This window comes from Actinokineospora alba (assembly GCF_004362515.1).
GTDB lineage: Bacteria > Actinomycetota > Actinomycetes > Mycobacteriales > Pseudonocardiaceae > Actinokineospora > Actinokineospora alba.
Map to the genome: position 1 here is coordinate 1,219,776 of NZ_SNXU01000001.1, position 24,458 is coordinate 1,244,233.

Sequence of the window (24,458 nt, forward strand, 5' to 3'; positions counted from 1 at the left end):
CGACTCCTCCTGCACCCGACAGCGGGAAATCCCCGTTCTCGGTGTCGACGGTAACGCACTTCGCACGAGCAACCGCAGGTGAGGGGCACTACGCGTAGGAGTGCAGTCCGGCTATCACCAGGTTGATGAAGAACAGGTTGAACACGACCATCGCGAAGCCGACCGAGTTGATGACCGCGGCCCGCTTTCCACGCCAGCCCGCGGTAGCCCGCGAGTGCAGATACCCCGCGTAGACGACCCACGCGACGAACGCGACGGTCTCCTTCGGGTCCCATCCCCAGAACCGGCCCCAGGCCGCCTCGGCCCAGATCGCGCCGCAGATGATGCCGAAGGTGTAGATCGGGAACGCGAAGATCGTGGTGCGGTACGCGAGGCGGTCGAGGATGTCCGCGTCCGGCAGCTTCGGCCCGAAACGGGTGAACTTCGCCGGGTTCGCGTCGTGACTCGCCTTGACCAAGTACAGCAGGCTGACCACGCCGGGGACTAGGAACAGGCCGCTGGACAGGATGGCCGCGGAGACGTGGATGACCAGCCAGTACGACCGCAGCGCCGGCTGCACGGGGGCGGCCTCGGTGTAGAGCACCGTGCCGCCGAGGAACATCAGGATCACGATGGGCGTGAGCACGAAGACACCGAGCCTGCGCACCTCGAACTTGCGCATCAGCACCAGCCAGCTCACCACCGCGACCAGGGTGACGGCCATGCCGTACTCGTACATGTTGCCCCAGGGGGCGCGGCCGGTCGCGACTCCGCGCAGGACCAGCGCCGAGAGGTGCAGCGCCGCGCCCAGGACGGTCAGGGCGACGGCCATCCGGCCGAACCGGTCGGGCCTGCTCCGCGCGGGGGCTTCCTCGATCAGTCCGTAGGCCGGCGCACCCGCGCCGACCAGCGCCTGCTCGGACTTCTTCGCCGCGCGGTTGAACGCCTGCTCGACGGCGTAGCAGACCATCGCGATGACGTAGACCAGCGTCGCGGCGCCGAACGTCCAGTCGCTGTAGGTCGACAGCGTGTCGTTGACCGGCATCAGGTATCCCTCCTGGGACTGAGCAGCTCGGCGGCGATCCGGTGGAACTCCTCGCCGTATCCCGCCTGGTCGGTGCGGGCCAGCCCACCGACGCGGACCACGGTACGACCCTCGTCGTCGGGCGCCGCGCGGACCCACAGCCTGCGGCGTTTCACGGTGAGCGACGCGCCGAGCCCGAGGATCATCAGGATGGCGCTGACCAGCACCCACACCTGGGTCGGGTCGTGCGAGACCTGCAGCGACACCCAGCGCACGACACCGTCGAAGGTGACTTTGGTGCCGTCGTCGAGACTGATCGACTCCCCCGGCTTGAGGTTCTGCCGGGCGACCCGGGTGAGCCTGCCGCTGTCGACCAGCGAGCGGTCGATCTCGAAGATCGACTGACCCCGTCCGGAGTCGATGCCCAGGTCGCCGCGCATGACGTCGATGGCGGCGGCCGGGTCGGTCAGGTCGGGGAAGCCGGAGGTGAGGATCTTGTCGTGCATCAGCGCGGTCGGTGCGAACAGGCCGGTTACGGCGATCTGCTTGGTGCGGCGCTCGGCGGAGTCGGTCACCCCGGGCGGGTCGAACTTGGTGGCACCCTCGGACAGCAGGGTCAGGTTGTCGACCGGGCGCCACTGGACGGTCTGGGTGCGGGACTCGCCGTTGGGGAAGGTGACCGTGAACGTCGGGGCGTAGCCGTGGCCGAGCAGGTAGACCCGGTCGCCCGCCGTGCGCAGCGGGGCGTTGACCTCGAGGTCGTAGGGCCGCCAGGTGTTGGCCGTGAGGTCGTCGCCCGCCTGGTAGTCGATCTTGGCGCGGAACGTGTCGGCCTGGCCGTTGGGCAGGTACTCGGCGTCGAACTTGTTGACCCGCACGCAGAACGGGCTCAGGTCGGTGCCGTCGACGCGCAGGCCGGGGCGGAACGAGTCGTAGTTGAGGGTGCCCGAGTTGCAGAACTCCGAGCCGTTGGCCAGCACGATGACCTGGCCCTCGTAGTTGACCATCTTGCCCAGCGCGAGCGTCACGATCAGGCCGAGCATGGCGAAGTGGAAGACCAGGTTGCCCGCCTCGCGGGTGTAGCCGCGCTCGGCGCTGACGCTGCGGGCGCCGTCGGCCTCCTCGCGCTCGACCAGCCGCCACCCGCGCAGCCGCGTCCGGGCCGCGGCGATCGCGTCGTCGGGCGAGCCGTCGAGGGTCGCGGTCTCGTGGTGCGGCAGCCTGCTGAGGTTGCGCGGGGTCAGGACCGGCTTAGCAGTGAGTTGCTTCGCGTATTCGAGGGTGCGCGGCAGCAGGCAGCCGACCAGGGAGACGAACAGCATCAGGTAGATCGCGGAGAACCAGACGCTGGCGTACACGTCGAAGAACTGCAGCCGGTCGAGCGCGCGGCCCCACCAGCCGTGGGTGGCGATGTAGGTGTCGACGTTCGGCGGGTTGAGCGAGCGCTGCGGCAGGAGCGCCCCGGGCATGGCGGCTAGGGCGAGCAGGAACAGCAGGATCAGCGCGGTGCGCATCGAGGTGAGTCCGCGCCAGGTGTTGCGCAGGAAGGAAAGGCTCACAGCGGCAGCTTCACGTCGCTGATGAACGCCACCCGCAGCCAGCCGACCACCTCGGCCCACAGACCGGTGACCAGCAGGATGCCGACGAGAAGGAGCAGGCCGCCGCCGACGTACTGGATGGTCCGGCCGTGCCTGCGCAGCCAGTCGGAGGCACCCACGGCCCAGCGCAGGCCGAGCGCGATGAGCAGGAACGGGATGCCGAGGCCCATGCAGTAGATGAAGACCAGCAGGTAGCCGCGGGCGGCGTTCCCGCCGGTGGCGGCGGCCATGGACAGCACGCCCGCCAGGGTCGGGCCCAGGCACGGTGTCCAGCCGAGGGCGAAGATGCCGCCAAGGACCGGCGCGCCCGCGAGTCCCATACGCGGGACCTTGTGCAGGCGCAGGTCTTTCTGCATGGCGGGGACCAGGCCGATGAAGACCAGCGCCATCGCGATGGTGATCACGCCGCCGATGCGCTGCAGGAGCAACTCGTTGACCAGGAGGGCGTCGGCGAGCCAGACCAGGCTGCCGACGGTGGCGGCGAAGACGACGGTGAAGCCGAGGACGAAGAGGGCGACGGCACCCAGAACCCGGTAGCGGCCCTGTTTACGTCCCTCGTCGGTGGTGACGGCGGGGGCCTCGGCGCCGACCAGGGCGGCCAGGTAGGCGAGGTAGCCGGGGACGAGCGGGACCACGCAGGGGGAGGCGAACGAGACCACCCCGGCGAGCAGCGCGACAGCGGCGGCCAGCAGCAGCGGGCCGGACGTGGCGAGCTCGGTGGGGTCCACCCGATCAGGGTAAGGAGTGAGCGTGGGCACGCCGTAAGCGGTAGTCAGTAAAGCGTGCCGGCTCACAGCACGACACATGAGTACTTCTACTCGACCCCCAGCGCTTGGGGATCCAGGACGAACCGGAGCCGATTTTGGGCAGACGACTTGGATGCGAGACACATGGTGACGAAGGCTTGGGTCTGGACCGCTCTGCTGGCGGCGTCCACGGCGGTCGCCGGCTGTGGTGAGCCTGAGGTCCCAGGTGGTTCCTCACCGCGGGTGTCCGACGGGGCGCGGCAGTTCGTGGAGCGGGCATGCCAGTCGACGCCCGAGGCCGTCTCGAAGCGGATACCCGGTGCCGTGGCGACCTACCGCGCGGATGCTCCGGGTGGGCTGAACTGCTCGTGGAGTGCCGCTGCGGGCAATCCACTCGACCGGGTGCTGCTTGCCGCCCTCCAACAGGGCGACCTCGCGGCTTGGCGGAAGCTGAACGCGGGCACGTCCGAGGACCTTGTGATACGAGACCGACCGGCCGTGCTGGCACGCAACGACAAGGGGTGCTCGGTGCTGCTCGAGATCGAGAGCACCGTGGTCAGCGCGGACTTCGGCGGCGGCGACGACAGCGACTGCGGCCACGCCAAAGCCCTCATCGAGGAGCTGACTACTCCTTGATCAGTTCGTCGAGGACCGGGGTGAGGTCGTTGGCGAGGAGTTCGCGCATGTAGGCGGCGGCTACTCGGCCTTGTTTGTCGATCACGAAGGTGGCCGGGACCACGGCTCGCGGGTAGCCCTTGAGGGCCAGGAGGCTGCGGCCGCCCTGGTCGAAGATCGACGGGTACGTGATCTTGCGGTCCCGCATGAAGTCCTGGGCCTCCGAGCGGCCCGGTTCGCGGACGTCGATGCCGAGGACCTGGACGCCCTTGGCCGCGTAGTCATCCTGCAACCGCTGCAGTTCCGGGGCTTCGGCGCGGCAGGGGCCGCACCACTGGCCCCAGACGTTGAGGACTACGACCTTGCCCCGGTAGTCGCTCAGCTTGAGCTGCTTGGACTCGTCCATCAGGTCCGGGCCCGAGACCTCCGGCAGGACCTTGCGGTCCGCGCCGTCGTAGCGGATCTCGGTCTTGCCGCCGGGGGAGACGAAGACGAACTCGGCGCCCGAGGAGGCCGCGTCCTTCTCCGCCGTGCAGCCTGCCAGGGCCAACAACGCGGCGAGACCGACGACCAGGGCTCTCATGCTCCGGTCGCCTTCGGGTCGCTGCCGCCGACCGGTTCCGCGTAGCGGATGTCGATGAGCTGCTCGTCGTCGAAGACCAGGCTGGTCAGGGAGGCCAGCGAGCACTCCCGCTTGGCCGGGTTGTGCCACAGCCGCTTGCCTTCGAGGTAGCGCCGCAGCGTCCACACCGGCAGCTGGTGCGACACGCACACCGCCTCGTGGCCGTCGGCGGCGTCGCGGGCGCGGTAGACCGCGGCGAGCATCCGGTGGGCGATCTGCAGGTACGGCTCGCCCCAGGACGGCCGGAGCGGGTTGCGCAGGTGCGGCCAGTTCTTCGGCGACCGCAGCGCGCCGTCGCCGACCGAGACGCGCTGGCCCTGGAAGACGTTCTCCGACTCGATCAGCCGGTCGTCGGTGGCCAGTTCGAGCCGGTGCGACGCCGCGATCGGGGTGGCGGTCTGCTGGGCGCGCTCGAGCGGCGAGGCGACGACGTGCGTGATGTCGTGCTCCCGCAGGTACTCCGCGACGGTCAGCGCCTGGCGCTCGCCGGTGGCGGAGAGGCGGAAGCCCGGGATGCGGCCGTAGAGGATGCCCGTCGGGTTGTGGACCTCGCCGTGCCGTAACAAGTGGACGATCGTCTTGCTCACGAGGGCTCCTCAGCGGCGGCAGCGGCCGCGGCCGCGTGGGGAAGGGCGGCGGCGATCTCGGTGAACGCCGCGTCGTCGAGGGCGGCGCTGACGAACCACGCCTCGAACGCGCTGGGTGGGGCGTACACCCCGTGGTCGAGCAGGGCGTGGAAGAACGCCGGGAAGCGCCAGGTCTGCGCGGCCTTGGCGCCCGCGTAGTCGGTGACCTCATCCTCGGTGAAGAAGACGCTCACCAGGTTGCCCGCGAACTGCACGCGGTGCGGGACGCTCGCCTTGGTCAGGGTCTCGGTGAGCAGCGCGCCGAGTCGGGCCGCGTTCGCGTCGAGCGCCTTGTACACCTGCGCGTCGGCGGCGCGCAGGGTCGCGAGGCCCGCGGCGACGGCGACGGGGTTCCCGGACAGCGTCCCCGCCTGGTAGACCGGGCCGGACGGGGCGAGCGCGGCCATGATGTCGGCGCGGCCGCCGAACGCCGCGGCGGGCAGCCCGCCGGACATGACCTTGCCGAACGTGTAGAGGTCGCCCGCGACGCCCTCGAGGCCGAACCAGCCCGCGGCGGAGACGCGGAAACCGGTCATCACCTCGTCCATGACCAGCAGCGCGCCGTGCTCGCGGGTGATCTCGCGCAGGCCCGCGTTGAAGCCAGCGCTGGGGGCGACGGCGCCCATGTTGCCCGCGGCGGCCTCGGTGATCACCGCGGCGATGGTCGGACCGTGCTCGGCGAAGGTCGCGCGGACCGCGTCGAGGTCGTTGTAGGGCAGGACGATGGTGTCCTCGGCCTGCGCGCCGGTGACGCCGGGCGTGGTGGGCAGGCCCAGCGTGGCGACGCCGGAGCCCGCCTCGGCGAGCAGCGCGTCGACGTGGCCGTGGTAGCAGCCCGCGAACTTGACGATCCGGCTGCGGCCGGTGAAGCCGCGGGCCAGGCGGATCGCGCTCATCGTGGCCTCGGTGCCGGAGTTGACCAGCCGCACCTGCTCGACCGGCGCGACCCGGCGGATGATCTCCTCGGCGAGGTCGATCTCCCCCGCCGTCGGCGTGCCGAACGAGAGCCCGTTGCCCGCGGCGGTGCGCACGGCGTCGACGACGGCCGGGTGCGCGTGGCCCAGGATCATCGGACCCCACGAGCAGACCAAGTCGACATAGCGGTTGTCGTCGGCGTCCCAGAGGTACGGGCCCGCGCCGCTGACCATGAACCGCGGGGTGCCGCCGACCGCGTTGAACGCGCGGACCGGCGAGTTGACCCCGCCCGGGATCACGGCCTTCGCCCGGTCGAAGAGCGCGGCGGAGCTGCTGACGTGTGCCTGGCTGACCTCGGAAGTCACGCTGTCAGTGTTTCAAACGGCGCGAGGATCACTTCGAGCGGGAGCGGACCGCCAGGATCAGCTGGCGCAGGGCGTCGAGCACGAGGATCAGGGCCAGGGTGGCGACGGCGACGGACGCGCCGATCCAGCCACCCTGGTAGCGCTCGATGGTCAGGTCCGGGCGGTCGCGCACGCCGCCGACGGTGTCGACGCCCTCACCCCACAGCCAGACCGCGAGCCACAGCAGGAGCGCGGCGGCGACGACCTCGACCAGGGCCCACACGGCCCGGCGCGGCTCATGCACGGCGCCTTCACGGACGGGCCAGGTCAGGTCGGACTCGTCGTCGGTGACGGTCGGGTCGGAGGCGGTCACCCGGTCAGCCTCTCATGTCACACACCACGACGTAATCGCGGACGTCGGCGCGGGCGAGCAGGGCGATGACGACAGCCCACGCGGCCACCAGAACCGCGCCGAGCACCGGCGCCGCGGAAGATCCCACGGCGTTGGCCACGGCGGGGGCGCACAGGACGCCGAAGAGGGCGCTGACGAACAAGCCGATCCGGGCCCAGGGCCGCCCGACACGCATCGGGAACGCGAGAACCAGGGACGCGACGGCGGCGACCGCCGCGCCCATGCCTAAGTAGCTGATCGAGCGGTCGGCGACGCCGAGCAGGACCGCGGCGAGCGCGGAACCGGCCACCGCGCAGGCGAAAGCGCCGTCGACCGCACGGGGACGCTGAAGGGGCGGGAGACTCACGCGAGGTAAGTCCCCGCGACCCTTCTGCGTGTTACGCGGTCTTGGTCACGGCCGGTGCTTGGCCGCGTCGAAGTAGGCGCTCGCTTCCTTGGTGTACATGAAATAGATGGCGCCACCGATCAGGGCGATCTGCAGCACGGAGAGGATCATCTCGAGCGCGTTGCCCGTGCCGCCCGCGAGACCGATCAGGCCGAAGATCAGGCCGATGCCACCGAGGACCGCCAGGGTGATCCGGGCCCAGTTGCGGCCGGCGCGCATCTTGAACGCGAACAACAGGTACAGGCCGAAGAACACCGCGGCGATGACCCCCGCGAAAACGATGCCCGCGGTGACCAGGCTGTCGACCTGCGACTCGGTGAACGTCTCACCCTGCTGCCGGAGCTGATCGATGATCTGCGTGCGGGTGGCCTCCCGGCCGACCGAGACGGTCAGGAGGAACCCGAGCAGCCCGAGGGCAGCGTTGGCGATCCACAGCATGAATGAGGTGTCGACCGGCTTGGGCCGGACGGGGGCGACCGGATCCGGGTTCGAGGAGGAGTACTCCGGATAATTCGGATAGTTGCTCGTCATGGGTCGAAACTATGCCCGAGCAGGGGTGCTCGCACCTCAGATCTCGGGAGTTGCTCCGACCAGCGGAGTCAGCGCCGCGCGCAGTGCGGCCCCGTCGCGGGCCCAGGCGAGGACGGTGGTGCCGTCGTCGAGTTCGAGCGGGATCTCATAGGTCTTGCGCGGGACGGTCAGGCCGCCGCCCAGGGGCCTGCCCAGCGCGTCCTCGTCGTCGATGACGGCGACGATCCGGTCGACGGGGAGGTCTTCCTGGCCTTGGCGCAGGGTTCGGGCGGTGAGCGACAGGGAGCAGACCCGGCGGCGGGCGTTGACCCAGCCCGCGGTCATCCCGGCCAGCACGACCGCGAGGACCAGCCACGCGACCCAGTGCACCGGGCCGGTGACCAGCTCGACGATCGCGCCGGTGGCGGCGAACACCGGGCCCCAGAGGACCGGCCACCAGGTCGAACCGGGCTCGGCGTAGAGCACCGGCCCGTCGACGTCGTCGCTCACCGCTCGTCGCTGACCGCGAAGAACTTCCGCGACGCGGGCATGAACATCATGCCCAGCGCCACGATGATCAGCAGGGTGCTGAGCAGCCCGAGGATGCCGACGCGGCCCACCGAGTACTGGAACAGGGCGGCGAAGACGCCGACGACGACCAGGAGCGTGCGGGCTTTGCGGGTGCCGCCGCGCGCCTTGTAGGCGAGGAGGACGAAGAAGCCGAGGAACATCAGCGAACCCAGCACCAGCCACCACGACAGCCCGGTGGCGATCTGTTCGAGTTCGGCCTTGTTCTGCCCGGGCTGCCGGCGCAGGGTCTCCTCGACGATCTTGGACCGCAGGAAGAAGAAGCTGAACGCGCCGAGCACCCCGACGACCCCGGCGGCGACCCACACCCAGAACGCGGCCCGCACGACCCCGGGGGCGTCCGCGCGGTCCTCGCCCGCCAGGAACGCCTCGTCGGCGGTGGGCATGATCGGGGCTTCGCGCTTGGGCTCGTCTTCCGTCACCGGGCGACGATATACCGGCGCCGTGATCGTCTTCGGGACAGGGAGCACTACCTGCGTAAATGCTCCGACTGGCGCAAACCCTGCCTGCTGTGATCGCCCCTTCGTGAGACGGTGATAGACCGAGTGAGTGCACTCGTCCAGATGGCTCATGACCTACGCCACAGCCCCTAGTCCTTCCGTTGAGTAGCCACTACGTTGCTGTTCGCATTCGTCATGGCCCTCGCCCGAGCGCGACGTGACCGCTCTGGTTCGCAGACCTGGCTTTGTCCCGACTCTCCCGCGGAACGCGGCGCCCCGGCGCCGGGTTCACCGACTGAACAGGAAGTGGCACGAATGACGGGCCTCGCACTGGACCGGCACGTCTCCCAGCAGCCGGAGATCATCGCCGGGCTGCTGGAGCGCGACGACGTGCCCGCCCTGGACCCGGCGCGGCCGATCGTGTTCACCGGGAACGGGACCTCACTGCACGCCTGCCGGGTCGCGGCGGCCTGGGTGCGCCTGCTGTCGGACGGCAAGATCCGCCCGGCCGCCCTCGACTCACACGACGTCGCCCTGACGGAGACCCTGCGGCCCGAGGACCAGGTGGTGGTCGTCAGCCACCGGGGCACCAAGCGCTACCCCAACGCGGTCCTCGCGAAGGCCAGGGCGGCGGGGGCGACGAGCTACGCGGTCACCGGGATCGGGCCTGCCGAGCCAGCCGCCGACCACATCGTGCGCACCTGCCCGCAGGAGAAGGCGAGCACGCACACGGCCTCGTACACCGCTTCCCTGACGATCCTGGGGCGGATGGTGGCGGCGACCCTGGGGGCTGACAACTTCACCGCGGCGCTGCGAACGGTCCCGGAGGCCATCGCGGAAACCCTGACCCGGGAAATCCCGGTGCGCGCGGTGACGGCTGTCGCGTCTTCCTCGATGACTTTGGTGACGGGCACGGGCCTGGACGCTGTCACCGCGTATGAGGCGGCGCTGAAACTCAAGGAAGGCACGTACCGGTGGGCGGAGGGCATGCACACCGAGTTCGCCCTGCACGGGACACCGGCGGTGTTCTCCCGCGAGACAGCGGCATTCCTGATTCGGCACGGCAACCAGGGCGGGCGGACCGACGACCTGCTGGGCTTGTTCAGGGCACTGGGCTCAGCGGTGCTGACCGTCGGGGACTCGCCGGAGGACGACATCACGTTCGCCGCTGTGGACCCGTTGGTACGGCCGCTTGTGGCGGTGGTCCCGTTCCAGCGGTTGGTGTCGGCGGCGGCGGCGAAGCTGGGGGCGAACCCGGACTTGACCCACCTGGAGAGCGAACCTTGGACGACGGCCATTCGGTCGGTCACCCTCTAATTGGGAATCGGGGCTGATCCGCCACCACAGCCCCACCCCGGCAGACGAACCCCGGCCGAAGAGACCTCCAGGGATGCCTTTGTCCTTGCACCTCCGGACGTGGTCACCTTCGGGGACAGCCCTTGTCCTTGCATCCAAGGACGTGGTCGCTTTCAGGGACAGCCCTTGACCTTGCACCCAAGGACGTGGTCGCTTTCAGGGACGGCTCTTGGTCCTTGACCTCCGGACGTGGTCACCTTCGGGGACGGCTCTTCGCCCCTGCACTTCCCCCTTGCCCCTCGTCCTGGCCGCTTTTAATTCTCGATCATCGCTGTCAAGGGTCGCGCAGCGATCGCGCAGCGACGGCCGTTTACGGCCGCCCTTGACAGCGATGATCGAGAATTAAACACTCGCGCCAGAGGGGCCCACCACGTTGATCCCCGAGTTCTTGTTGGCTCCCAAGGGAAATCAGTCTCCCTCGGCCACAATTGTTTAACTCTCGATCATCGGCGTCAAGGGCGGCGCAAGCGCCGTCGCTTCGCGATCGGCAAGCCGACCCTTGACACCGATGATCGAGAGTTAAAGATGGCCAGGACGAGGGGGCAGGGGGTAGAGCAGGGATTAAAAGCCAAAGACCGCAAAGGCAACCCACTTGGAGTGGGGCTGTGGGTGACTTGCGGGTGGGGTTGCGGGTGACTTGCGGGTGGGGTTGCGGGTGATCTGCGGGTGGGGCTGTGGGTGGTGCGGTTTCCGGAGGCTGTGCCGTTGTCGGCGGGGGCCGTAGTGCTGGTGTGGCTTAGTTCTCGCGTAGCCAGCCTGCTGCTTCGACTGCCCAGTACGTAAGGATTACGTCCGCGCCCGCCCGGTGAATCGAGGTCAGGGTTTCCAGGATGGTGCGCCTGCGGTCCAGCCAGCCGTTCGCTGCCGCTGCCTCGATCATCGCGTACTCACCCGACACCTGGTAAGCCGCAACGGGAACGTCGGCGATTTCCGCTACCGCGCGGATTACGTCCAGGTAGGCCAAAGCGGGCTTGACCATCACCAGGTCCGCGCCCTCGGTCAGGTCCAAAGTGGTCTCGCGCAGGGCTTCGCGGATGTTCGCCGGGTCCTGTTGGTACGTCATGCGGTCGCCGGTGAGCTGCGACTCCACTGCCTCGCGGAACGGGCCGAAGAAGGCCGAGGCGTACTTTGCTGAGTACGCGAGGATTCCGGTGTCGAGATAACCCGCCGCGTCCAGGGCTTCGCGGACTACCGCTACCTGGCCGTCCATCATGCCGCTCGGGCCCAGCAGGTGGGCGCCCGCCTCGGCCTGGGCCACCGCCATCTCCGCGTACACCGCGAGAGTCGCGTCGTTGTCGACGTTTCCCTTGGCGTCAAGTATTCCGCAGTGGCCGTGGTCGGTGAACTCGTCGAGGCACAGGTCCGACATCAACACCGTCTCGTCGCCCAGTTCCGCACGCAGGTCGCGCAGGGCCAGGTTCAACACGCCGTTCGGGTCGGTGCCGCCCGAACCCACCGCGTCTCGGGTGGTGGGGACGCCGAAGAGCATGATGCCGCCGACGCCTGCCTCGACCGCTTCCAGCGCGGCCTTCCGCATGCTGTCCCGGGTGTGCTGGACGACGCCGGGCATGCTCGCGATGGCGACCGGTTCGGTGGCGCCCTCCTTGACGAACATGGGCAGCACCAGCTGGTTCGGGCGCACAGCCGTCTCCGACACCAGACGCCGCATGGCGGGGGTGGTGCGGAGCCTGCGGGGGCGGTGGTTCGGGAACATCGAGCACCCTTTCCGAAGAAACAAACGCGGGCGGCGTGCCGAAGCACACCGCCCGCGGGTGGTCTAGCGCCGTGCGCGCTTGGTTTTGCGCGGTGGCGGGAGCGCGCCCTCGGCACGCAGCCTGGCCGCGTGCTCGGCCAGAGCGTCGACCAGGGCGGGCACTGTCGCGTGCTCCGGCTGGACGTCGACCCGGAGGCCGAACTCGCGAGCCGTCTCCGCGGTCTTGGGGCCGATGCAGGCCACCAAGGTGCGGGTGTGCGGCTTGCCCGCGATGCCGACCAGGTTCCGGACGGTGGACGACGAGGTGAAGCACACCGCGTCGAAGCCGCCGGTCTTGATCATCTCGCGGGTGTCGGCGGGCGGCGGGGCCGCCCGGACGGTGCGGTACGCGGTGACGTCGTCGATCTCCCAGCCGCGGTCGCGCAGGCCGGCCGCCAAGGTCTCCGTGGCGATGTCGGCGCGCGGCAGCAGGACCCGCTCGACCGGGTCGAGGATGTCGTCGTACGGCGGGAAGTCGGCCAGCAGGCCCTCGCTGGACTGCTCGCCCGAGGGCACCAGCTCCGGGTTGATGCCGAACGACCGCACCTTCTCCGCGGTCGCCTCGCCGACGCAGGCGATCTTCACACCGCTGAACGCGCGGGCGTCGAGGCCGAACTCGGCGAACTTCTCCCACACCGCGCGGACCGCGTTGGTCGAGGTGAAGATGACCCACTGGTAGCGGCCGTCGACGAGACCCTTGACCGAGCGCTCCATCTGCGCGGGGCTGCGCGGCGGCTCGACGGAGATCGTCGGCACCTCCGACGGGATGGCGCCGTGCATGTGCAGGCGCTCGCTCATCTCACCGGCCTGGTCCTTGGTCCGCGGGACCAGCACGCGCCAGCCGTACAGCGCGCGCGACTCCCACCAGGACAGCTTCGACCGCTGCGCCACCGCGGCACCCACGGTCACCACCAGGCTGCCCGACACCTCACCGGCGTCGGCGGCCAGCGAGGCGAGCGTGGTGTCGATGGTGCGCTGGCTCGAACCCGTGCCGTCCGCGGTCACCGCGACCGGGGTCTGCGGGGCCAAACCGTGCTCGACCAGCGAGGACGCCGCCTCGGCCAGGTGGCTCGAGGTGGCGTGCAGGACGATCGGGCCGGGCACCCCCGCGAGGCCCGCCCAGTCGATGTCGCCGCGGACGTCGACCTCGGTATGCGTCGAGCCGAGCGCGATGCCCGCGTACGCGGGGACAGCGGTCGCGGCCGAGACGCCGGGCACCACGTCGAACACCGCGCTGGTGCGCGCCACGGCTTGCGCCTCGGCGACGACCGCGGAATGTGTCAGCGGGTCACCGGCGACCAGGCGGACGACGACGCGTCCGGCTTTGGCCTCGGTCACCAGGTCCTTCGCCACGTCGGCGGGTTGCCCGACGGCCGGACGCACCTCGGCGTCCGCGCGGGCGAACGCCAGCACGCCCGAGGGGACGTCCGGGTCGGTCACCACGAGCTCGGCACGTTCGAGCAGTTCCCTGGCGCGAACGGTGAGCAGTCCGGCGTCGCCGGGGCCCGAGCCCACGAACGCGACGCGGCCGGGGGACTTTCGTGCACGGGTGGTCATGTCAGGCCACTTCCCATCAACTACGCCTCGGGACCGGAGAGCACCCCGGCCCCGAGTTCCAACAGTTCGGCGGCCAACGCACGACCGAGCTGCTCTCCTGCGGTCAGGTCTCCGGTGGCCGATGCGCGCAGGATCTCTCCCGCGGGCGTCGCCGCGACTCCACGCAACGACAGGCGGAAGATCACCTTGTCGTCGGCGTCGAAGTCCTCGACGACATCGGCCAGTGCGCCAATGGGGGCGCTGCAGCCTGCTTCGAGCGCGGCCAGCATGGCGCGCTCCGCGACTACGGCGGCCCTCGTGTATTCATCCTCCACAGTGGACCGGAGGAGGTGCTCGACGTCGACGTCGTCGACTCGGCACTCGATGGCCAACGCGCCCTGCGCGGGCGCGGGCAGCATCTGGATCGGGTCCAGCGTCTCGGTGATCTCGGCGAGCCTGCCGAGCCGGGCCAGGCCCGCACGGGCCAGGACCACGGCGTCGAGCTTGCCGTCGGTGACCATCGAGATCCGGGTGTCGACGTTGCCGCGGATGGGCACGATCTCCCAGCCAAGGCCCAGCGCTTCGAGCTGCGCGGCACGGCGCGGCGACCCGGTGCCGATCTTGGCGCCCACGGGCAGCTCGCCCAGGGTCAGGCCGTCGCGGGCGATCAGCGCGTCGCGCGGGTCCTGCCGCTGCGGCACGGCCGCCATCGACAGGCGCGGGTCGGGCGCGGTCGGCAGGTCTTTGTAGGAGTGCACCGCCACGTCGACCTCGCCGTCGGCGAGGGCGTCGCGCAGCGCGGAGGTGAACACGCCGATGCCGATCTCGGCGATCGGCGCGGAGGAGCGGTCGCCCGGGGTGGAGACCGTGATGATCTCGACCTTGGCGCCCGCCTTCTCCAGCGCGTCGGCGATGGTGCCGGTCTGCGCCAGGGCGAGCGCGCTGCCGCGCGTGCCGATCCGGATGGTGCGAACCATTACCTACCACCGTCCACAACGGGTTCGTGGGTCGCGGTCAGGCTCGCGGGCGCCTGCGGGTCGAGCCCGAACAGCTCGCGCAGGGCCTCGGCGTAGCCGGTGCCTTCGGGGCCCGAGGCGAGTTCCTTCACTCGGACCGTCGGGGTGTGCAGCAGCTTGTCGACGACGCGGCGGACCGTGCGGGCCAGCTCGTCGCGGGTGGAGCCGTCGAGGTCGGGCAGCCGCGAGTGCAGGCGCAGCAGTTCGGCGTCGACGACCTCGGCGGCGCGCTTGCGCAGCGCGGTGACCGTGGGGGTGACCTCGGCGGAGCGCTGGGCGGCCAGGTAGGCGCGGACTTCCTCGGCGACGATCTCGCCCGCGCGGCGGGTGTCGAGACCGCTGGGGGCGTCGGCGAGCCTGCGCTGCAGGCTGTCGAGGTCGACCAGGCGCACGCCCGCGATGGCGGTGACGCCGTCCTCGACGTCGCGCGGGAGGCCAAGGTCACAGATCACGAGTGGCCGGTCGGTCCGCGCAGCCACGGCGGACACCGGGACGACCGAGCCGACGGCGCCGGTGCAGGCGACCACGACGTCGGCCGCGGCGATGAGTTCGGGCAGTTCGGCCAGACCGGCGGACCGGGCCGGGACGCCCTGCTCGGTGAGCGACGCGGCGAGCCGGGCGCCGTTGGCCTCGGTGCGGTTGGCCACGACGACCTCGCCGATGGCCGCGCGCCGCAGCGCCGCGGCGGCGAGACCGCCCATGGACCCGGCGCCGATGATCAGCGCGCTGCGGCCGGTGAGCCCGCCCAGGGCCTGCTCGGCGTCGGCCAGCGCCTCGGACACGACCGAGCCGCCCGCCTGGTCGAGGCCGGTGTCGGTGTGCACGCGCTTGCCGATGCGCAGCGACGTCTGGACCAGCTCGTGCAGGACGCGGCCGACGGTGCCCTGCTCGCGGGCGACGTTGTAGGCCTGGCGGACCTGGCCGAGGATCTGCGGCTCGCCGACGACCATCGAGTCGAGCCCGGCGGAGACGGTGAACAAGTGCTGCGCGGCGGCACCCGCGTAGTGGACGTAGAGGTGCTCGTGCAGCGCGCTCACGTCGTCGCCGGAGTGCCGGGCGAGCACGTCGACCACGTCGTTGAGGCCGGCGTGGAAGGCGTCGACGACCGCGTAGACCTCGACCCGGTTGCAGGTGGAGACGAGCAGCGCCTCGGAGATGTTGGGGCGGCTGAGCAGGTCGGCGAGCACCTTGGGGACGTCGACCGCGGGGACCGTCACGCGCTCGAGAACGCGCAGGTCAGCGGTGTGGTGCGACATGCCCACTGCGAGAATGCTCACGACACCACCATCCCATTGATCTTGCCGCCGACCTTGCCGTTGAACTCCGGCGCCACACCGTTGGTGGCGGCCGCGTTGTCCGCCCGCCGGGCCACGTGGAAGGACAGGACCTGCAGCTCGACCGCGAGGTCGACCTTGCGGACCTCGACGTGGTCGGGAACCTGCAGCACGACTGGAGCGAAGTTCAGGATGCACTGAACTCCCGCCTCGACCAAACGGTCACACACAGTCTGGGCCGCGGGAGGGGGTGTGGCGATGACGCCGATGGACACTTCCCGCTCGGCGCAGATGGTCGGGATGTCGTCGATGTGCTCCACCGGCAGGCCGCCCACGGGCACGCCGATGAGGTCGGGGTCGACGTCGAACAGTGCGGTCACGGGGAAGCCTCGTCCGGGGAACCCGCCATAGTTGGCAAGGGCATGTCCGAGGTTACCGATTCCGACGACCGCGACGCTTTGCTTCCTGGTCAGGCCCAGGATTCGCTCGATCTCCTCGATCAGGACCGCGACCTCGTAGCCGACGCCGCGGGTGCCGTAGGAGCCGATGTAGGAGAGGTCCTTGCGGAGCTTGGCGGAGTTGACGCCCGCCGCGACGGCGAGTTCCTCACTGGAGACGGTGCCGGAGCCCTGGTCCTGCATTCCGGAGAGGACCCGCAGGTAGACGGCGAGTCGGGCGACGGCGGCTTCCGGGATGGCCCTGGCTCGTTCCCGCGCGGCGGGGACCTCCGCGACCACCCGAGGGATGGGTGCGGTGATCTCGGCGGCTGTCGGGGCGGGCGGGGTGTCGCCGACCCCGTTCCGCTGGCCTCGCTGTGCCGCCACGCTGGTACTCCTCGACAGATTTCGTCTCCGGGATGGGCTAACGGTACCGCTTGTGAACGCATGCACAAAGTCGCTGGCCACCCGCTTGACCAAGCCCACACTCAAGCCCGATGCCCCACCCACCTCCCCCAACCGGCAACCAGCCGCCAACACCGACCGCCAACCACCCACTCCGATCCGCAAGCAACCACCCAACGTGGCACCCCCTAACTCACTCCCCAACCTCCTCCCCAGACCCCGACTACTCATCTCCCCCCATGCCAACCCCCACCCGCGAGTCGCCCGTTCAGAACAATGAGTTCGCATTTCAGGCACGAAGAACCAAGAGACCCGCGGCCGAACCGCGAACTCACGTGCCTGAAATGCGAACTCATTGTTCTGAACGGGCGACTCGCGCTGTCCTGAACCCGAACTCGCCCACCGCGAACGTTGGACTCGGTGTCGGGAACGTTGGACTCGCGGGTTACATGGCCGGGGTCATGACCTTGTCGATGACGAAGACGGTGGCGTTCTTGGTCGGGATGTTGCCGCAGAGGATCTTGGCGCCGTTGACGGTCAGGTTGTCGCCGCTTCCCTCGATCTTGAGGTCGCCGCCGGCGAGGGGCTTGAGGGTGCCCGCCGAGGCGAGGCCGTCGGCGTCGTAGCGCTTCGGGACCACGTGGTACTGCAGGATCGGCGCCAGGGCCGACGGGTTGCCCGCGAGTTCCTTGAACTTGGCGTCGCCCAGTGCGGCGAACGCGGGGTCGGCCGGGGCGAACACGGTCAGGTTGTCCGTGGTGTTCAGCGTGTCGGCCAGGCCGGGGACGGCGCCGACGGCGGCGACGAGCTTGGTCAGCAGCGGGTTCGTGCTCGCGGCGGTGGCCACGGGCTGCGGGCCCATCGCGTTGAGGCCGCCGGGCGTGTCGCCCTGGGGGAGGTCCTTGCAGTTGGGGCCGAAGGTGTCGGCGGCCGTGGTGACGCCGTTGTCGGCGGCGGGGGCGCTCGCCGCCGTGGTCGTGGTCACCGGCGCGGAAGCCGCCGAGCTGTTCGCCGACGGCTGGTCGGCGCCGCCGCAGGCCGTCAAGGTCAACGCCGCCGCCGCGAGGGCCGCACCACCGGAAATCAGCTTGAGGTTCAGCACTGGATCACTCCGTTTCGACTTGGACATTCATCGGTTCTTCGGAGCTGATCGCCGCAGGGGTGGGTCCACGATCGGATGACTCGAAAGTCTTAGGCGACAGTGAAAAGCGATGAGTGCCAGCCGGTGGCGCCATCCGGGATCGGGGGCACGCGCCGGTCGGTCTGCGTCTGTCCATTTCGGTCGGTCGCGCGCACTTCGGCGCGGTGGCTGCCCGGGCCCAGGGGGAATTCGACGCTCCACATGCGCCAGGTCTGGTCGTTGACCTCGTCGGCGAGCGTGGCCTGCTGCCACTGGCCGCCGTCGATCCGGACCTCGACTTTGTCGATGCCCACGTTCTGCGCCCACGCGATGCCGGCGACGGTGACCTTCCCGGGCGGGACCGTGGCGAAGCCGCGCGGCACGTCGATGCGCGACTGCGTCTTGATCGGCGCCTCCCGCGCCCAGCCGCGGTCCTCCCAGTAGAAGCTTCTGGAACCCGCCTTGATGACCTCCATGTCCACGACCCACTTGGTGGCCGAGACGTAGCCGTAGAGGCCGGGGACGACCACGCGCGCGGGGAAGCCGTGTTCGAGCGGCAGCGGCTCGCCGTTCATGCCGATGGCGAGCAGCGCGCCGCGCCGTTCGTCCAGCAGGTCGGCGATCGGGGTGCCGGTGGTCCAGCCGTCCACGCTGGTGGAGAACAGCTGGTCGCCGCCGGGTTTGACGCCCGCCTCCAGCAGCAGGTCGCGCATCGGCACGCCGATGAAGTTCGCGGTGGAGATGTACGGGCCGCCGACCTCGTTGGACACACACGTCATGGTGATCGTCTTCTCGACCAGCGGGCGGCCGCGGATGTCGTCGAAGTCGAGGTCGAGCTCGGTGTCGACCATCCCGTGGATCTTCAGCCGCCAGTCCTCGGCCCGCAGCCGGGGCACGGTGAGCGCGGTGTCGATCCGGTAGAAGTCGCGGTTGGCGGTGATGAACGTCGGCGTGCCCGTGGCCGCCAGGTCCGCGCCCGCCGGGATCGCGGGAGCGGGCGTGCGCGGAACGAGCTTTCCCACCCCGGCCCGGGACGCCTCGACGTCGACGCGGCGGGTGAGGAACTGCCCGGCCACGCCCATCAGCGCCGCGCCCGCCGCCACCCCACCCGTGATGAACAGGAAATCGCGGCGCGACGAGCTGTCGGACTCGGCCTCGGACGCCCGACCGTGCAACCAGGTGAACACGCCCACACCGGCGAGCAGGCTCGCGGCGGGCGCGAGGATGGCCAACTGGCCCAAGTCGGGGCGGTCGAGCACGGCCACCACCGCCAGGATTCCCAGCACCGCGGCCAACACCTGACCCGGCCGCGGGCTCCGCCGGGAGAGCAGACCCGCGACGACAGCGGCGGCGAGCAGCGTCAGCGCCATCCCACCGAGCAGCACGAGCTTGTCGTAGACGCCGAACGTGCGGATCGCGAAATCCTTCAGCGGGTGCGGCGTCAGGTCGATCGCGGCGTTGCCGACAGCGAGGTAGGGCGAGGCGTTCGGCCCGACGAAGCCCGCGACCAGGTGCCCGGCGGCGAGCGCGGCGGCGACGGAGACGACGCCGATGAGTGCGGCGACCCGGCGCGACAGGGTGCGGTCAGCGGTGTCCTCGTTCATACCGACTATTCGAACCCGGTCGGCCCCCGGATGGACTTATCAGAGTCTTACGACTCGAACGGGTTACGTCAGAGCGGCCCGCAGCCGCGGCTCCTCGACCTTCCAGTACCCGTGCTCCTCGCCGTCGACGAGGATCACCGGCACCCGGTCGCCGTACTCGGCGCGCAGCTCCGGGTCGCTGTCGACGTCGGCGGTGTCCCACTCGACCCCCAGGTCGGCGCAGATCCGCTCGACGTCGGCCTTGGCCACGTCGCAGGCGTGGCAGTCCTGCCTCGTCATCACAGTCACCCTGGTCACGGCGTGACGCTACCTCGCAGGCCCGCCCGGCGGAGCTTGCCCATGACCGAGTGCGGCAGGGACTTCGCGAACTCGACGGTGGCCGGGATCTTGAACTTCGCGAGCCGCTCCGCGCAGTGCGCGCGCAGGGCGTCCTCGCTGAGTTCGGCGCCGGGGACGAGGACCACGACGATCTTGACGTGCTCGCCGGTGCGCTCGTCGGGCTCGCCGACGGCGGCGGCCTCGGCGACGACGTCGAGCTCGGCGACGACCTGCTCCACCTCGTGCGGGTAGACGTTGAAGCCGTTGACGATGATCAGGTCGTTGGCCCGGTCGATGAGGTGCAGGTCGCCGTCCTCGTCGAAGTAGCCGACGTCGCCGGTGCGGAACCAGCCCTCGGCGTCGGGACCGCCTTCGCCGTCTGGCCAGTACCCGCTGAACAGGTTGGCGCCGCGGGCGGAGACCAGGCCGGTGTCGGTGGCCTCGTCGGTGAGGTCGGCGGTGAACTCGTCGGGGTCGGTGAGCGCCACGACCGGGTTGCCCTCGCTGTCGACGAGCCGCAGCTCCACGCCCGGGATCGCGCGGCCGACCGAGCCGGGCTTGGCGACGCCGCCTACCAGGGTCGAGGTGAGGACCGGGCCGGTCTCGGTCAGGCCGTAGCCCTCGAAGACGGCCAGGCCGGTCTCCTGGCGGAACAGCGCGAGGGTGGCGGCGTCGAGCGGGGCCGCGCCGGAGGTGCAGACCCGGACGGTGGACAGCGCTTCGCCCAGCCGCTCGTGGCCCGCGGCGACGAACGCCTGGTAGATCGCGGGGACACCGATGACGGTGGTGACCCGGTGCTCCTGGCAGGCGGTCAGGGCGGTCTCGACGCCGAACTTGTCGAGCAGCACCGCCGTGGCGCCCGCGGCGGCGACCTGCCACAGCCCGGACAGGCCATAGGCGTGCGACAGCGGGACGGTCAGCAGGACGCGGTCGCCGGAGATGACCGGCGCCGGGTGCAGCGCGGCGCACTGCTCGACGTTGGTCAGCAGCGCCCGGTGCGACAGCATCACGCCGCGCGGGGTTCCGCCGGTGCCCGAGGTGTAGGCGAGAACCGCGAGGTCCTCCCCGCTACGGGTGGTCTTCGGCGCGGGTTCGAAGGGGTCGGTCGCGTCGAGGTCGGGCAGCGCGACGGCGGTGACGTCGGGCGAACTCAGGTCGCCAGCCGTGAACGCGGCCCCGCTGTGCGCCAGGACCCGCTCGATCTCGCGTGGTGCCGCATCGGTGCCGATCGGCACGACCGCCCCACCCGCCCGAAGCACGCCGAAGAGGGCCACGACGGACTCCGCGGTGTTGGGCAGGCGCAGCGCGACCCGGTCGCCCGCGGCGAGACCCGCTCCCACCAGCGCCGAGGCAAACCGCTCGACGAGCTCACCGACCTGCTGCCAAGTGAGTGAACGCGCGCCCGAGATATCGACCAGCGCCAAGTGCCGGGGTACTTTTTCGCAGGTTCGCGCCATCAGATCCGCCACCGTGCCGGTCGGCGTACGGGCCATGTGTTCGACCTCATCTCCGCGGGAAGCAGGGGGAAAATCACAGGGATACGCAGTGTGGCACGGGTCACCAACGTCACGGTTAACTACCCACTGCGTCACATTCTTGGACCTCAAGCTTGTTGGCTACTACAAAGTAACTACCACTGAGGCCCTGATTGACGACCTCCGGCGGACACGGCCGCCGAAGACCGCGTGAGGAGTGTGCGGCTGCTTGATGACCCGCCAGACGCGACCGACCACGGCGCCCGCCGTGCCGCAGGCCCGCCCCTCGACGGATCGGGCCCTGTCGCCGCGCGACGACACCTTGCCGGTCGACGCCGATGCCGAGGCCGAACCGATGACTGAACCGGACGCCATCCCCGCGGGCCCGGACGTTCCCGACACCGACGCGGCGCACGCGGCGGCGTGGGAGCTGGTCGGCGCGGCCCAGGGCGGGGACACCCACGCCTTCGGCCTGCTCTATGACCGCTACGTCGACATGGTGTTCCGGTACGTCCTGTTCCGGGTCGGCGACCGTGAGCTGGCCGAGGACGTCACCAGTGAGACCTTCCTGCGCGCGCTGCGCAGGATCACGTCGGTCAGCTACCAGGGCCGTGACGTGGGCGCGTGGTTCGTCACCATCGCGCGCAACCTCGTGCTCGACCACGTGAAGTCCAGCCGGTTCCGGCTGGAGATCACCACGTCGGAGATCCGGGACTCCGAGCGCACGGAGGCCGGTCCCGAACAGCAGGTGATGTCGAAGGTGACCCGCGAGGCGCTGCTCGTCTGCGTCCAGCAGCTCGGCGAGGACCAGCGCGAGTGCATCGTGCTGCGGTTCCTGCAGGGCCTGTCGGTCGCCGAGACGGCGCACATCATGAACCGCAACGAGGGGGCCGTGAAGGCCCTCCAGCACCGAGCCGTGCGCAGGCTCGCACAATTGTTGCCCTCGGAAATTCGGTAAAAGGTTCACCCTGCAGAGTGGACCTGCCCAGGACGGCATCGATGCCGTAACCCCGGGCACCGGCACTCGTTTCACACAGCGGGGATCAATATCCGGTTTCCTGGGGATTCAGCAGGGCCAACACGAGTCGGAGTGGGATGGTGGAAAGCGGATCGGGGCCGCGTAGCCCGCAGGGTCGGCACGAGCGCGACGCTCGTGCCGGTCAGTCGCGCGCGGAGCTGCCCGGGTTCACCGACGACGACCTCGCGGTCGTCGACCTGCTCTCGGCCATGGCCCCGCTCACGGCGCCGTCGGGTGACGCCCGCGCCCGGATGCGGGCCAAGGTGCTCGCCGGGATCGCCGAGCCCGCCACGACCACGCACGGCCCCCGCCCGGTCCGACCCACTCGCGCGGGCCGAGCGCCCCGCGGCCGCCGTTCGGAGTCCGCCCCAAGCAACCGCCCCGAATCCGCAAGACCTGGGTCCGGGGCGCGGGGCCGGTTCGCCGTGGCCGCCATCGCGGTGCTGGCGCTGGTGTTCTCGCTGGCCGGGATGAGCCTGCTGCTGGCCCGCGACGCGCTGCCGGGCGACACCCTCTACGCGGTCAAGCGGACCGGTGAGGCCGCGGCGCTCGGACTGACGTTCGGCGATGAGGAGAAGGCGTTCAAGCACCTGCAGTTCGCCACCGCCCGCATCACCGAGATCGAGACCCTCACCCAGCGCTACCCGGACCCGGCCGACGCGCCGGTCGGCGGCTACCTCTCCGCGCTGCGCGATTTCGACAACGACGCCTCCGCCGGTTCACGCCAGCTCATCGCGCTGGCCACGGCGGGCGACGGCACCCAGCTCGAGACGCTGCGCTCCTGGGCCGACATCCAGGGCGGCAGGCTCGACGCCCTGGGCCCGCGCCTGCCGAGCGCCGCAGCCATCAGCCAGGACGCGTCCGTCGCGCTGTTGGACAAGATCGAGGCGCGGGCGACCGCGCTGTCCGCCCGGATGTCCTGCTACCAGATCACGTCCGGCTCGATCGACGACATCGGCGCCCTGCCCGCCACGGCCACCTGCGAGCGCCGGGCCGACGCCGACCTGCTGCCGACACCGGGGACCCAGGCGGGCAACGCCCCGTCGACGAACTCGACGAACGCGCCCTCGGTCGGCACCGCCGTCCCGCCGCCACCGGCGCAGCCGAGCACGCCGGGGCAGCCGGAGCCCGGCGCGCCCGTGCTGACGACACGGCCGCCGCTGGTGACGGTCCCGCCGATCCTTGGTGGACCGACTTACACCACGCCGCCGGAGAGCACCTCTTCGGCGGCGCCGACCGTCTCGCTGCCGTTACCGCTGCCCCTTCCCACGATCGCCCTCGCGCCGCTGCTCCCGGGCCTGCCCGGCGTGCAGATCGGCTGATCCGCGCCTGACACGCGGCCTGGACCAGCGCATACCGAGGGCACCGTTGTCGGTGGAACCACTAGGCTGGTGACCACGGAACGGATGACACATCCGACCCCCCGGGAGGCAAGCGGTGTCAGTACGGCGTGGGGCTGACAAGGGCTCCGAACTCGAGCGCCTCGCCGCGCTCGCGGGCGCGGCCAGTGCCGAGGCGGCCGTCGCGCTGGAGCAGCCCGATGACGACCGCGACATCGCGATGGACCTCACCGCCGCCGCCTTCTTCGACGTCGACAACACGATCATGATGGGCGCGTCGATCTTCCACTTCGCCCGCGGCCTGGCGGCGCGCAAGTTCTTCAGCAACTCCGACCTGGTGAAGTTCGCGCTGCAGCAGGTGATGTTCCGGGTAGGCGGCAAGGAATCGGCCGACGGCATCCGCAGCAGCCGCGAACAGGCCCTCTCGTTCGTCGCGGGCCACACCGTCGAGGAACTGAGCAGGCTCGGCGAGGAGATCTACGACGAGCTGATGGCCGACAAGATCTGGCCCGGCACCCGGGCGCTGGCCCAGATGCACCTCGACGCGGGCCAGCGGGTCTGGCTGGTCACCGCGACGCCGGTCGAGCTGGCCACCATCATCGCGCGCAGGCTCGGCCTCACGGGGGCGCTGGGGACGGTCGCAGAAAGCACCGACGGCGTGTTCACCGGCAAGCTGGTCGGCGAGATGCTGCACGGCCCGGCGAAGGCGCACGCGGTGCGCTCGCTGGCCGCGCGCGAGGGCTTGGACCTGCGGCGGTGCACCGCCTACTCGGACTCGTCCAACGACGTGCCGATGCTGTCGGTGGTGGGCACCGCGGTGGCGGTCAACCCGGACAGCGGGCTGCGCGAGGTCGCCCGCAAGCGCGGGTGGGAGATCCGCGACTTCCGGACCGGGCGCAAGGCGGCGAAGATCGGCGTGCCGTCGGTTCTCGGGGCTGGGGCGGTAGCGGGCGCGGTGGCGGCGGGGCTCGCGTATCGCAAGCGCGCGGTTTGAGCGTTTCG

Annotated in this window: 25 protein-coding genes; 5 read left to right on the top strand and 20 right to left on the bottom strand. The window is 70.5% G+C overall.

The genetic code is table 11. The annotated features are described in order from the left end of the window. Positions 1-88: 88 nt before the first annotated feature. The 3 genes from ccsB to C8E96_RS05770 are packed head-to-tail and all read right to left on the bottom strand — an operon-like array spanning position 89 to position 3,329. On the bottom strand, positions 89-1,024 hold the full coding sequence (ccsB, locus tag C8E96_RS05760) for a c-type cytochrome biogenesis protein CcsB (RefSeq protein WP_091384509.1): 936 nt from the start codon (positions 1,022-1,024) through the stop codon (positions 89-91). Beyond that, the gene (gene resB, locus C8E96_RS05765; RefSeq protein WP_091384512.1) at positions 1,024-2,517 is read right to left on the bottom strand and encodes a cytochrome c biogenesis protein ResB; all 1,494 of its coding nucleotides are present in this window, start codon (positions 2,515-2,517) and stop codon (positions 1,024-1,026) included. The genes ccsB and resB overlap by 1 nt, the downstream gene beginning before the upstream one ends. 41 nt (positions 2,518-2,558) lie before the next feature. Continuing rightward, positions 2,559-3,329: a cytochrome c biogenesis CcdA family protein gene (locus tag C8E96_RS05770; RefSeq protein ID WP_228770382.1), complete on the bottom strand. Its 771-nt coding sequence runs from the start codon at positions 3,327-3,329 to the stop codon at positions 2,559-2,561. A 162-nt stretch (positions 3,330-3,491) separates the two neighbouring features. On the opposite strand from C8E96_RS05770, the gene C8E96_RS05775 reads away from it, so the two are divergent. Next, a complete protein-coding gene (locus tag C8E96_RS05775; RefSeq protein WP_091384503.1) occupies positions 3,492-3,983 on the top strand; it encodes a hypothetical protein in 492 nt (163 codons plus the stop codon). Here C8E96_RS05775 and C8E96_RS05780 read toward each other — a convergent pair. From C8E96_RS05780 to C8E96_RS05815, 8 genes are read right to left on the bottom strand one after another with little or no spacing between them, the layout of a single operon-like run. Continuing rightward, positions 3,973-4,545: a TlpA disulfide reductase family protein gene (locus C8E96_RS05780; RefSeq protein ID WP_091384499.1), complete on the bottom strand. Its 573-nt coding sequence runs from the start codon at positions 4,543-4,545 to the stop codon at positions 3,973-3,975. The two genes, C8E96_RS05775 and C8E96_RS05780, sit on opposite strands and share 11 nt — an antisense overlap. Then, a complete protein-coding gene (locus C8E96_RS05785; RefSeq protein WP_091384496.1) occupies positions 4,542-5,171 on the bottom strand; it encodes a histidine phosphatase family protein in 630 nt (209 codons plus the stop codon). The genes C8E96_RS05780 and C8E96_RS05785 overlap by 4 nt, the downstream gene beginning before the upstream one ends. After that, entirely contained in the window at positions 5,168-6,490 is a 1,323-nt protein-coding gene (hemL, locus tag C8E96_RS05790; RefSeq protein WP_091384492.1) for a glutamate-1-semialdehyde 2,1-aminomutase, read from the bottom strand. The genes C8E96_RS05785 and hemL overlap by 4 nt, the downstream gene beginning before the upstream one ends. A gap of 28 nt (positions 6,491-6,518) precedes the next feature. Then, on the bottom strand, positions 6,519-6,842 hold the full coding sequence (locus C8E96_RS05795; RefSeq protein WP_091384488.1) for a hypothetical protein: 324 nt from the start codon (positions 6,840-6,842) through the stop codon (positions 6,519-6,521). Positions 6,843-6,846: 4 nt separating this feature from the next. Beyond that, positions 6,847-7,227, bottom strand: a complete 381-nt coding sequence (locus C8E96_RS05800) for a hypothetical protein (protein WP_133794202.1) — start codon at positions 7,225-7,227, stop codon at positions 6,847-6,849. A gap of 45 nt (positions 7,228-7,272) precedes the next feature. After that, a complete protein-coding gene (locus C8E96_RS05805) occupies positions 7,273-7,797 on the bottom strand; it encodes a hypothetical protein (RefSeq protein WP_091384482.1) in 525 nt (174 codons plus the stop codon). Positions 7,798-7,833: 36 nt separating this feature from the next. Further along, complete coding sequence (locus C8E96_RS05810) at positions 7,834-8,286, bottom strand: hypothetical protein (RefSeq protein WP_091384478.1); 453 nt, start codon at positions 8,284-8,286, stop codon at positions 7,834-7,836. Next, on the bottom strand, positions 8,283-8,786 hold the full coding sequence (locus tag C8E96_RS05815) for a hypothetical protein (RefSeq protein ID WP_091384477.1): 504 nt from the start codon (positions 8,784-8,786) through the stop codon (positions 8,283-8,285). Before C8E96_RS05815 ends, C8E96_RS05810 begins: the two co-directional genes overlap by 4 nt. Before the next feature lie 333 nt (positions 8,787-9,119). On the opposite strand from C8E96_RS05815, the gene C8E96_RS05820 reads away from it, so the two are divergent. Continuing rightward, the gene (locus C8E96_RS05820) at positions 9,120-10,121 is read left to right on the top strand and encodes an SIS domain-containing protein (RefSeq protein WP_166657886.1); all 1,002 of its coding nucleotides are present in this window, start codon (positions 9,120-9,122) and stop codon (positions 10,119-10,121) included. A 775-nt stretch (positions 10,122-10,896) separates the two neighbouring features. Here the strand turns inward: C8E96_RS05820 and hemB are convergent. From hemB to C8E96_RS05865, 9 genes are all read right to left on the bottom strand, one after another. Then, the gene (hemB, locus tag C8E96_RS05825) at positions 10,897-11,874 is read right to left on the bottom strand and encodes a porphobilinogen synthase (protein WP_091375722.1); all 978 of its coding nucleotides are present in this window, start codon (positions 11,872-11,874) and stop codon (positions 10,897-10,899) included. 63 nt (positions 11,875-11,937) lie between these two features. Further along, complete coding sequence (locus C8E96_RS05830) at positions 11,938-13,470, bottom strand: bifunctional uroporphyrinogen-III C-methyltransferase/uroporphyrinogen-III synthase (protein ID WP_091375725.1); 1,533 nt, start codon at positions 13,468-13,470, stop codon at positions 11,938-11,940. A 20-nt stretch (positions 13,471-13,490) separates the two neighbouring features. Continuing rightward, positions 13,491-14,426, bottom strand: coding sequence for a hydroxymethylbilane synthase (hemC, locus tag C8E96_RS05835; RefSeq protein ID WP_091375728.1), 936 nt, complete (start codon positions 14,424-14,426; stop codon positions 13,491-13,493). Next, positions 14,426-15,742 carry a glutamyl-tRNA reductase gene (locus tag C8E96_RS05840; RefSeq protein ID WP_091375731.1) on the bottom strand — a complete coding sequence of 439 codons (1,317 nt, stop codon included), beginning with the start codon at positions 15,740-15,742 and terminating at the stop codon, positions 14,426-14,428. Before C8E96_RS05840 ends, hemC begins: the two co-directional genes overlap by 1 nt. After that, complete coding sequence (locus tag C8E96_RS05845; RefSeq protein ID WP_091375734.1) at positions 15,739-16,563, bottom strand: redox-sensing transcriptional repressor Rex; 825 nt, start codon at positions 16,561-16,563, stop codon at positions 15,739-15,741. Before C8E96_RS05845 ends, C8E96_RS05840 begins: the two co-directional genes overlap by 4 nt. Positions 16,564-17,026: 463 nt before the next feature. Beyond that, positions 17,027-17,683 (bottom strand): fasciclin domain-containing protein, encoded by a 657-nt coding sequence (locus C8E96_RS05850; RefSeq protein WP_407642603.1) that lies wholly within the window; start codon positions 17,681-17,683, stop codon positions 17,027-17,029. Between the two features lie 89 nt (positions 17,684-17,772). Continuing rightward, positions 17,773-19,305 carry a molybdopterin-dependent oxidoreductase gene (locus C8E96_RS05855; protein ID WP_091375741.1) on the bottom strand — a complete coding sequence of 511 codons (1,533 nt, stop codon included), beginning with the start codon at positions 19,303-19,305 and terminating at the stop codon, positions 17,773-17,775. Positions 19,306-19,368: 63 nt separating this feature from the next. Continuing rightward, entirely contained in the window at positions 19,369-19,602 is a 234-nt protein-coding gene (locus C8E96_RS05860; protein ID WP_091375744.1) for a glutaredoxin family protein, read from the bottom strand. After that, on the bottom strand, positions 19,599-21,116 hold the full coding sequence (locus C8E96_RS05865) for an AMP-binding protein (RefSeq protein WP_091375747.1): 1,518 nt from the start codon (positions 21,114-21,116) through the stop codon (positions 19,599-19,601). The genes C8E96_RS05860 and C8E96_RS05865 overlap by 4 nt, the downstream gene beginning before the upstream one ends. Before the next feature lie 337 nt (positions 21,117-21,453). Between C8E96_RS05865 and C8E96_RS05870 the strand changes: the two genes are divergently transcribed. The 3 genes from C8E96_RS05870 (at position 21,454) to C8E96_RS05880 (ending at position 24,450) form a co-directional block, all read left to right on the top strand. Then, positions 21,454-22,056 carry a sigma-70 family RNA polymerase sigma factor gene (locus C8E96_RS05870; RefSeq protein WP_091376925.1) on the top strand — a complete coding sequence of 201 codons (603 nt, stop codon included), beginning with the start codon at positions 21,454-21,456 and terminating at the stop codon, positions 22,054-22,056. A gap of 140 nt (positions 22,057-22,196) precedes the next feature. After that, positions 22,197-23,438: a DUF5667 domain-containing protein gene (locus C8E96_RS05875; RefSeq protein ID WP_133794203.1), complete on the top strand. Its 1,242-nt coding sequence runs from the start codon at positions 22,197-22,199 to the stop codon at positions 23,436-23,438. 115 nt (positions 23,439-23,553) lie between these two features. Then, a complete protein-coding gene (locus C8E96_RS05880) occupies positions 23,554-24,450 on the top strand; it encodes an HAD family hydrolase (protein WP_091375755.1) in 897 nt (298 codons plus the stop codon). Positions 24,451-24,458: the final 8 nt, after the last annotated feature.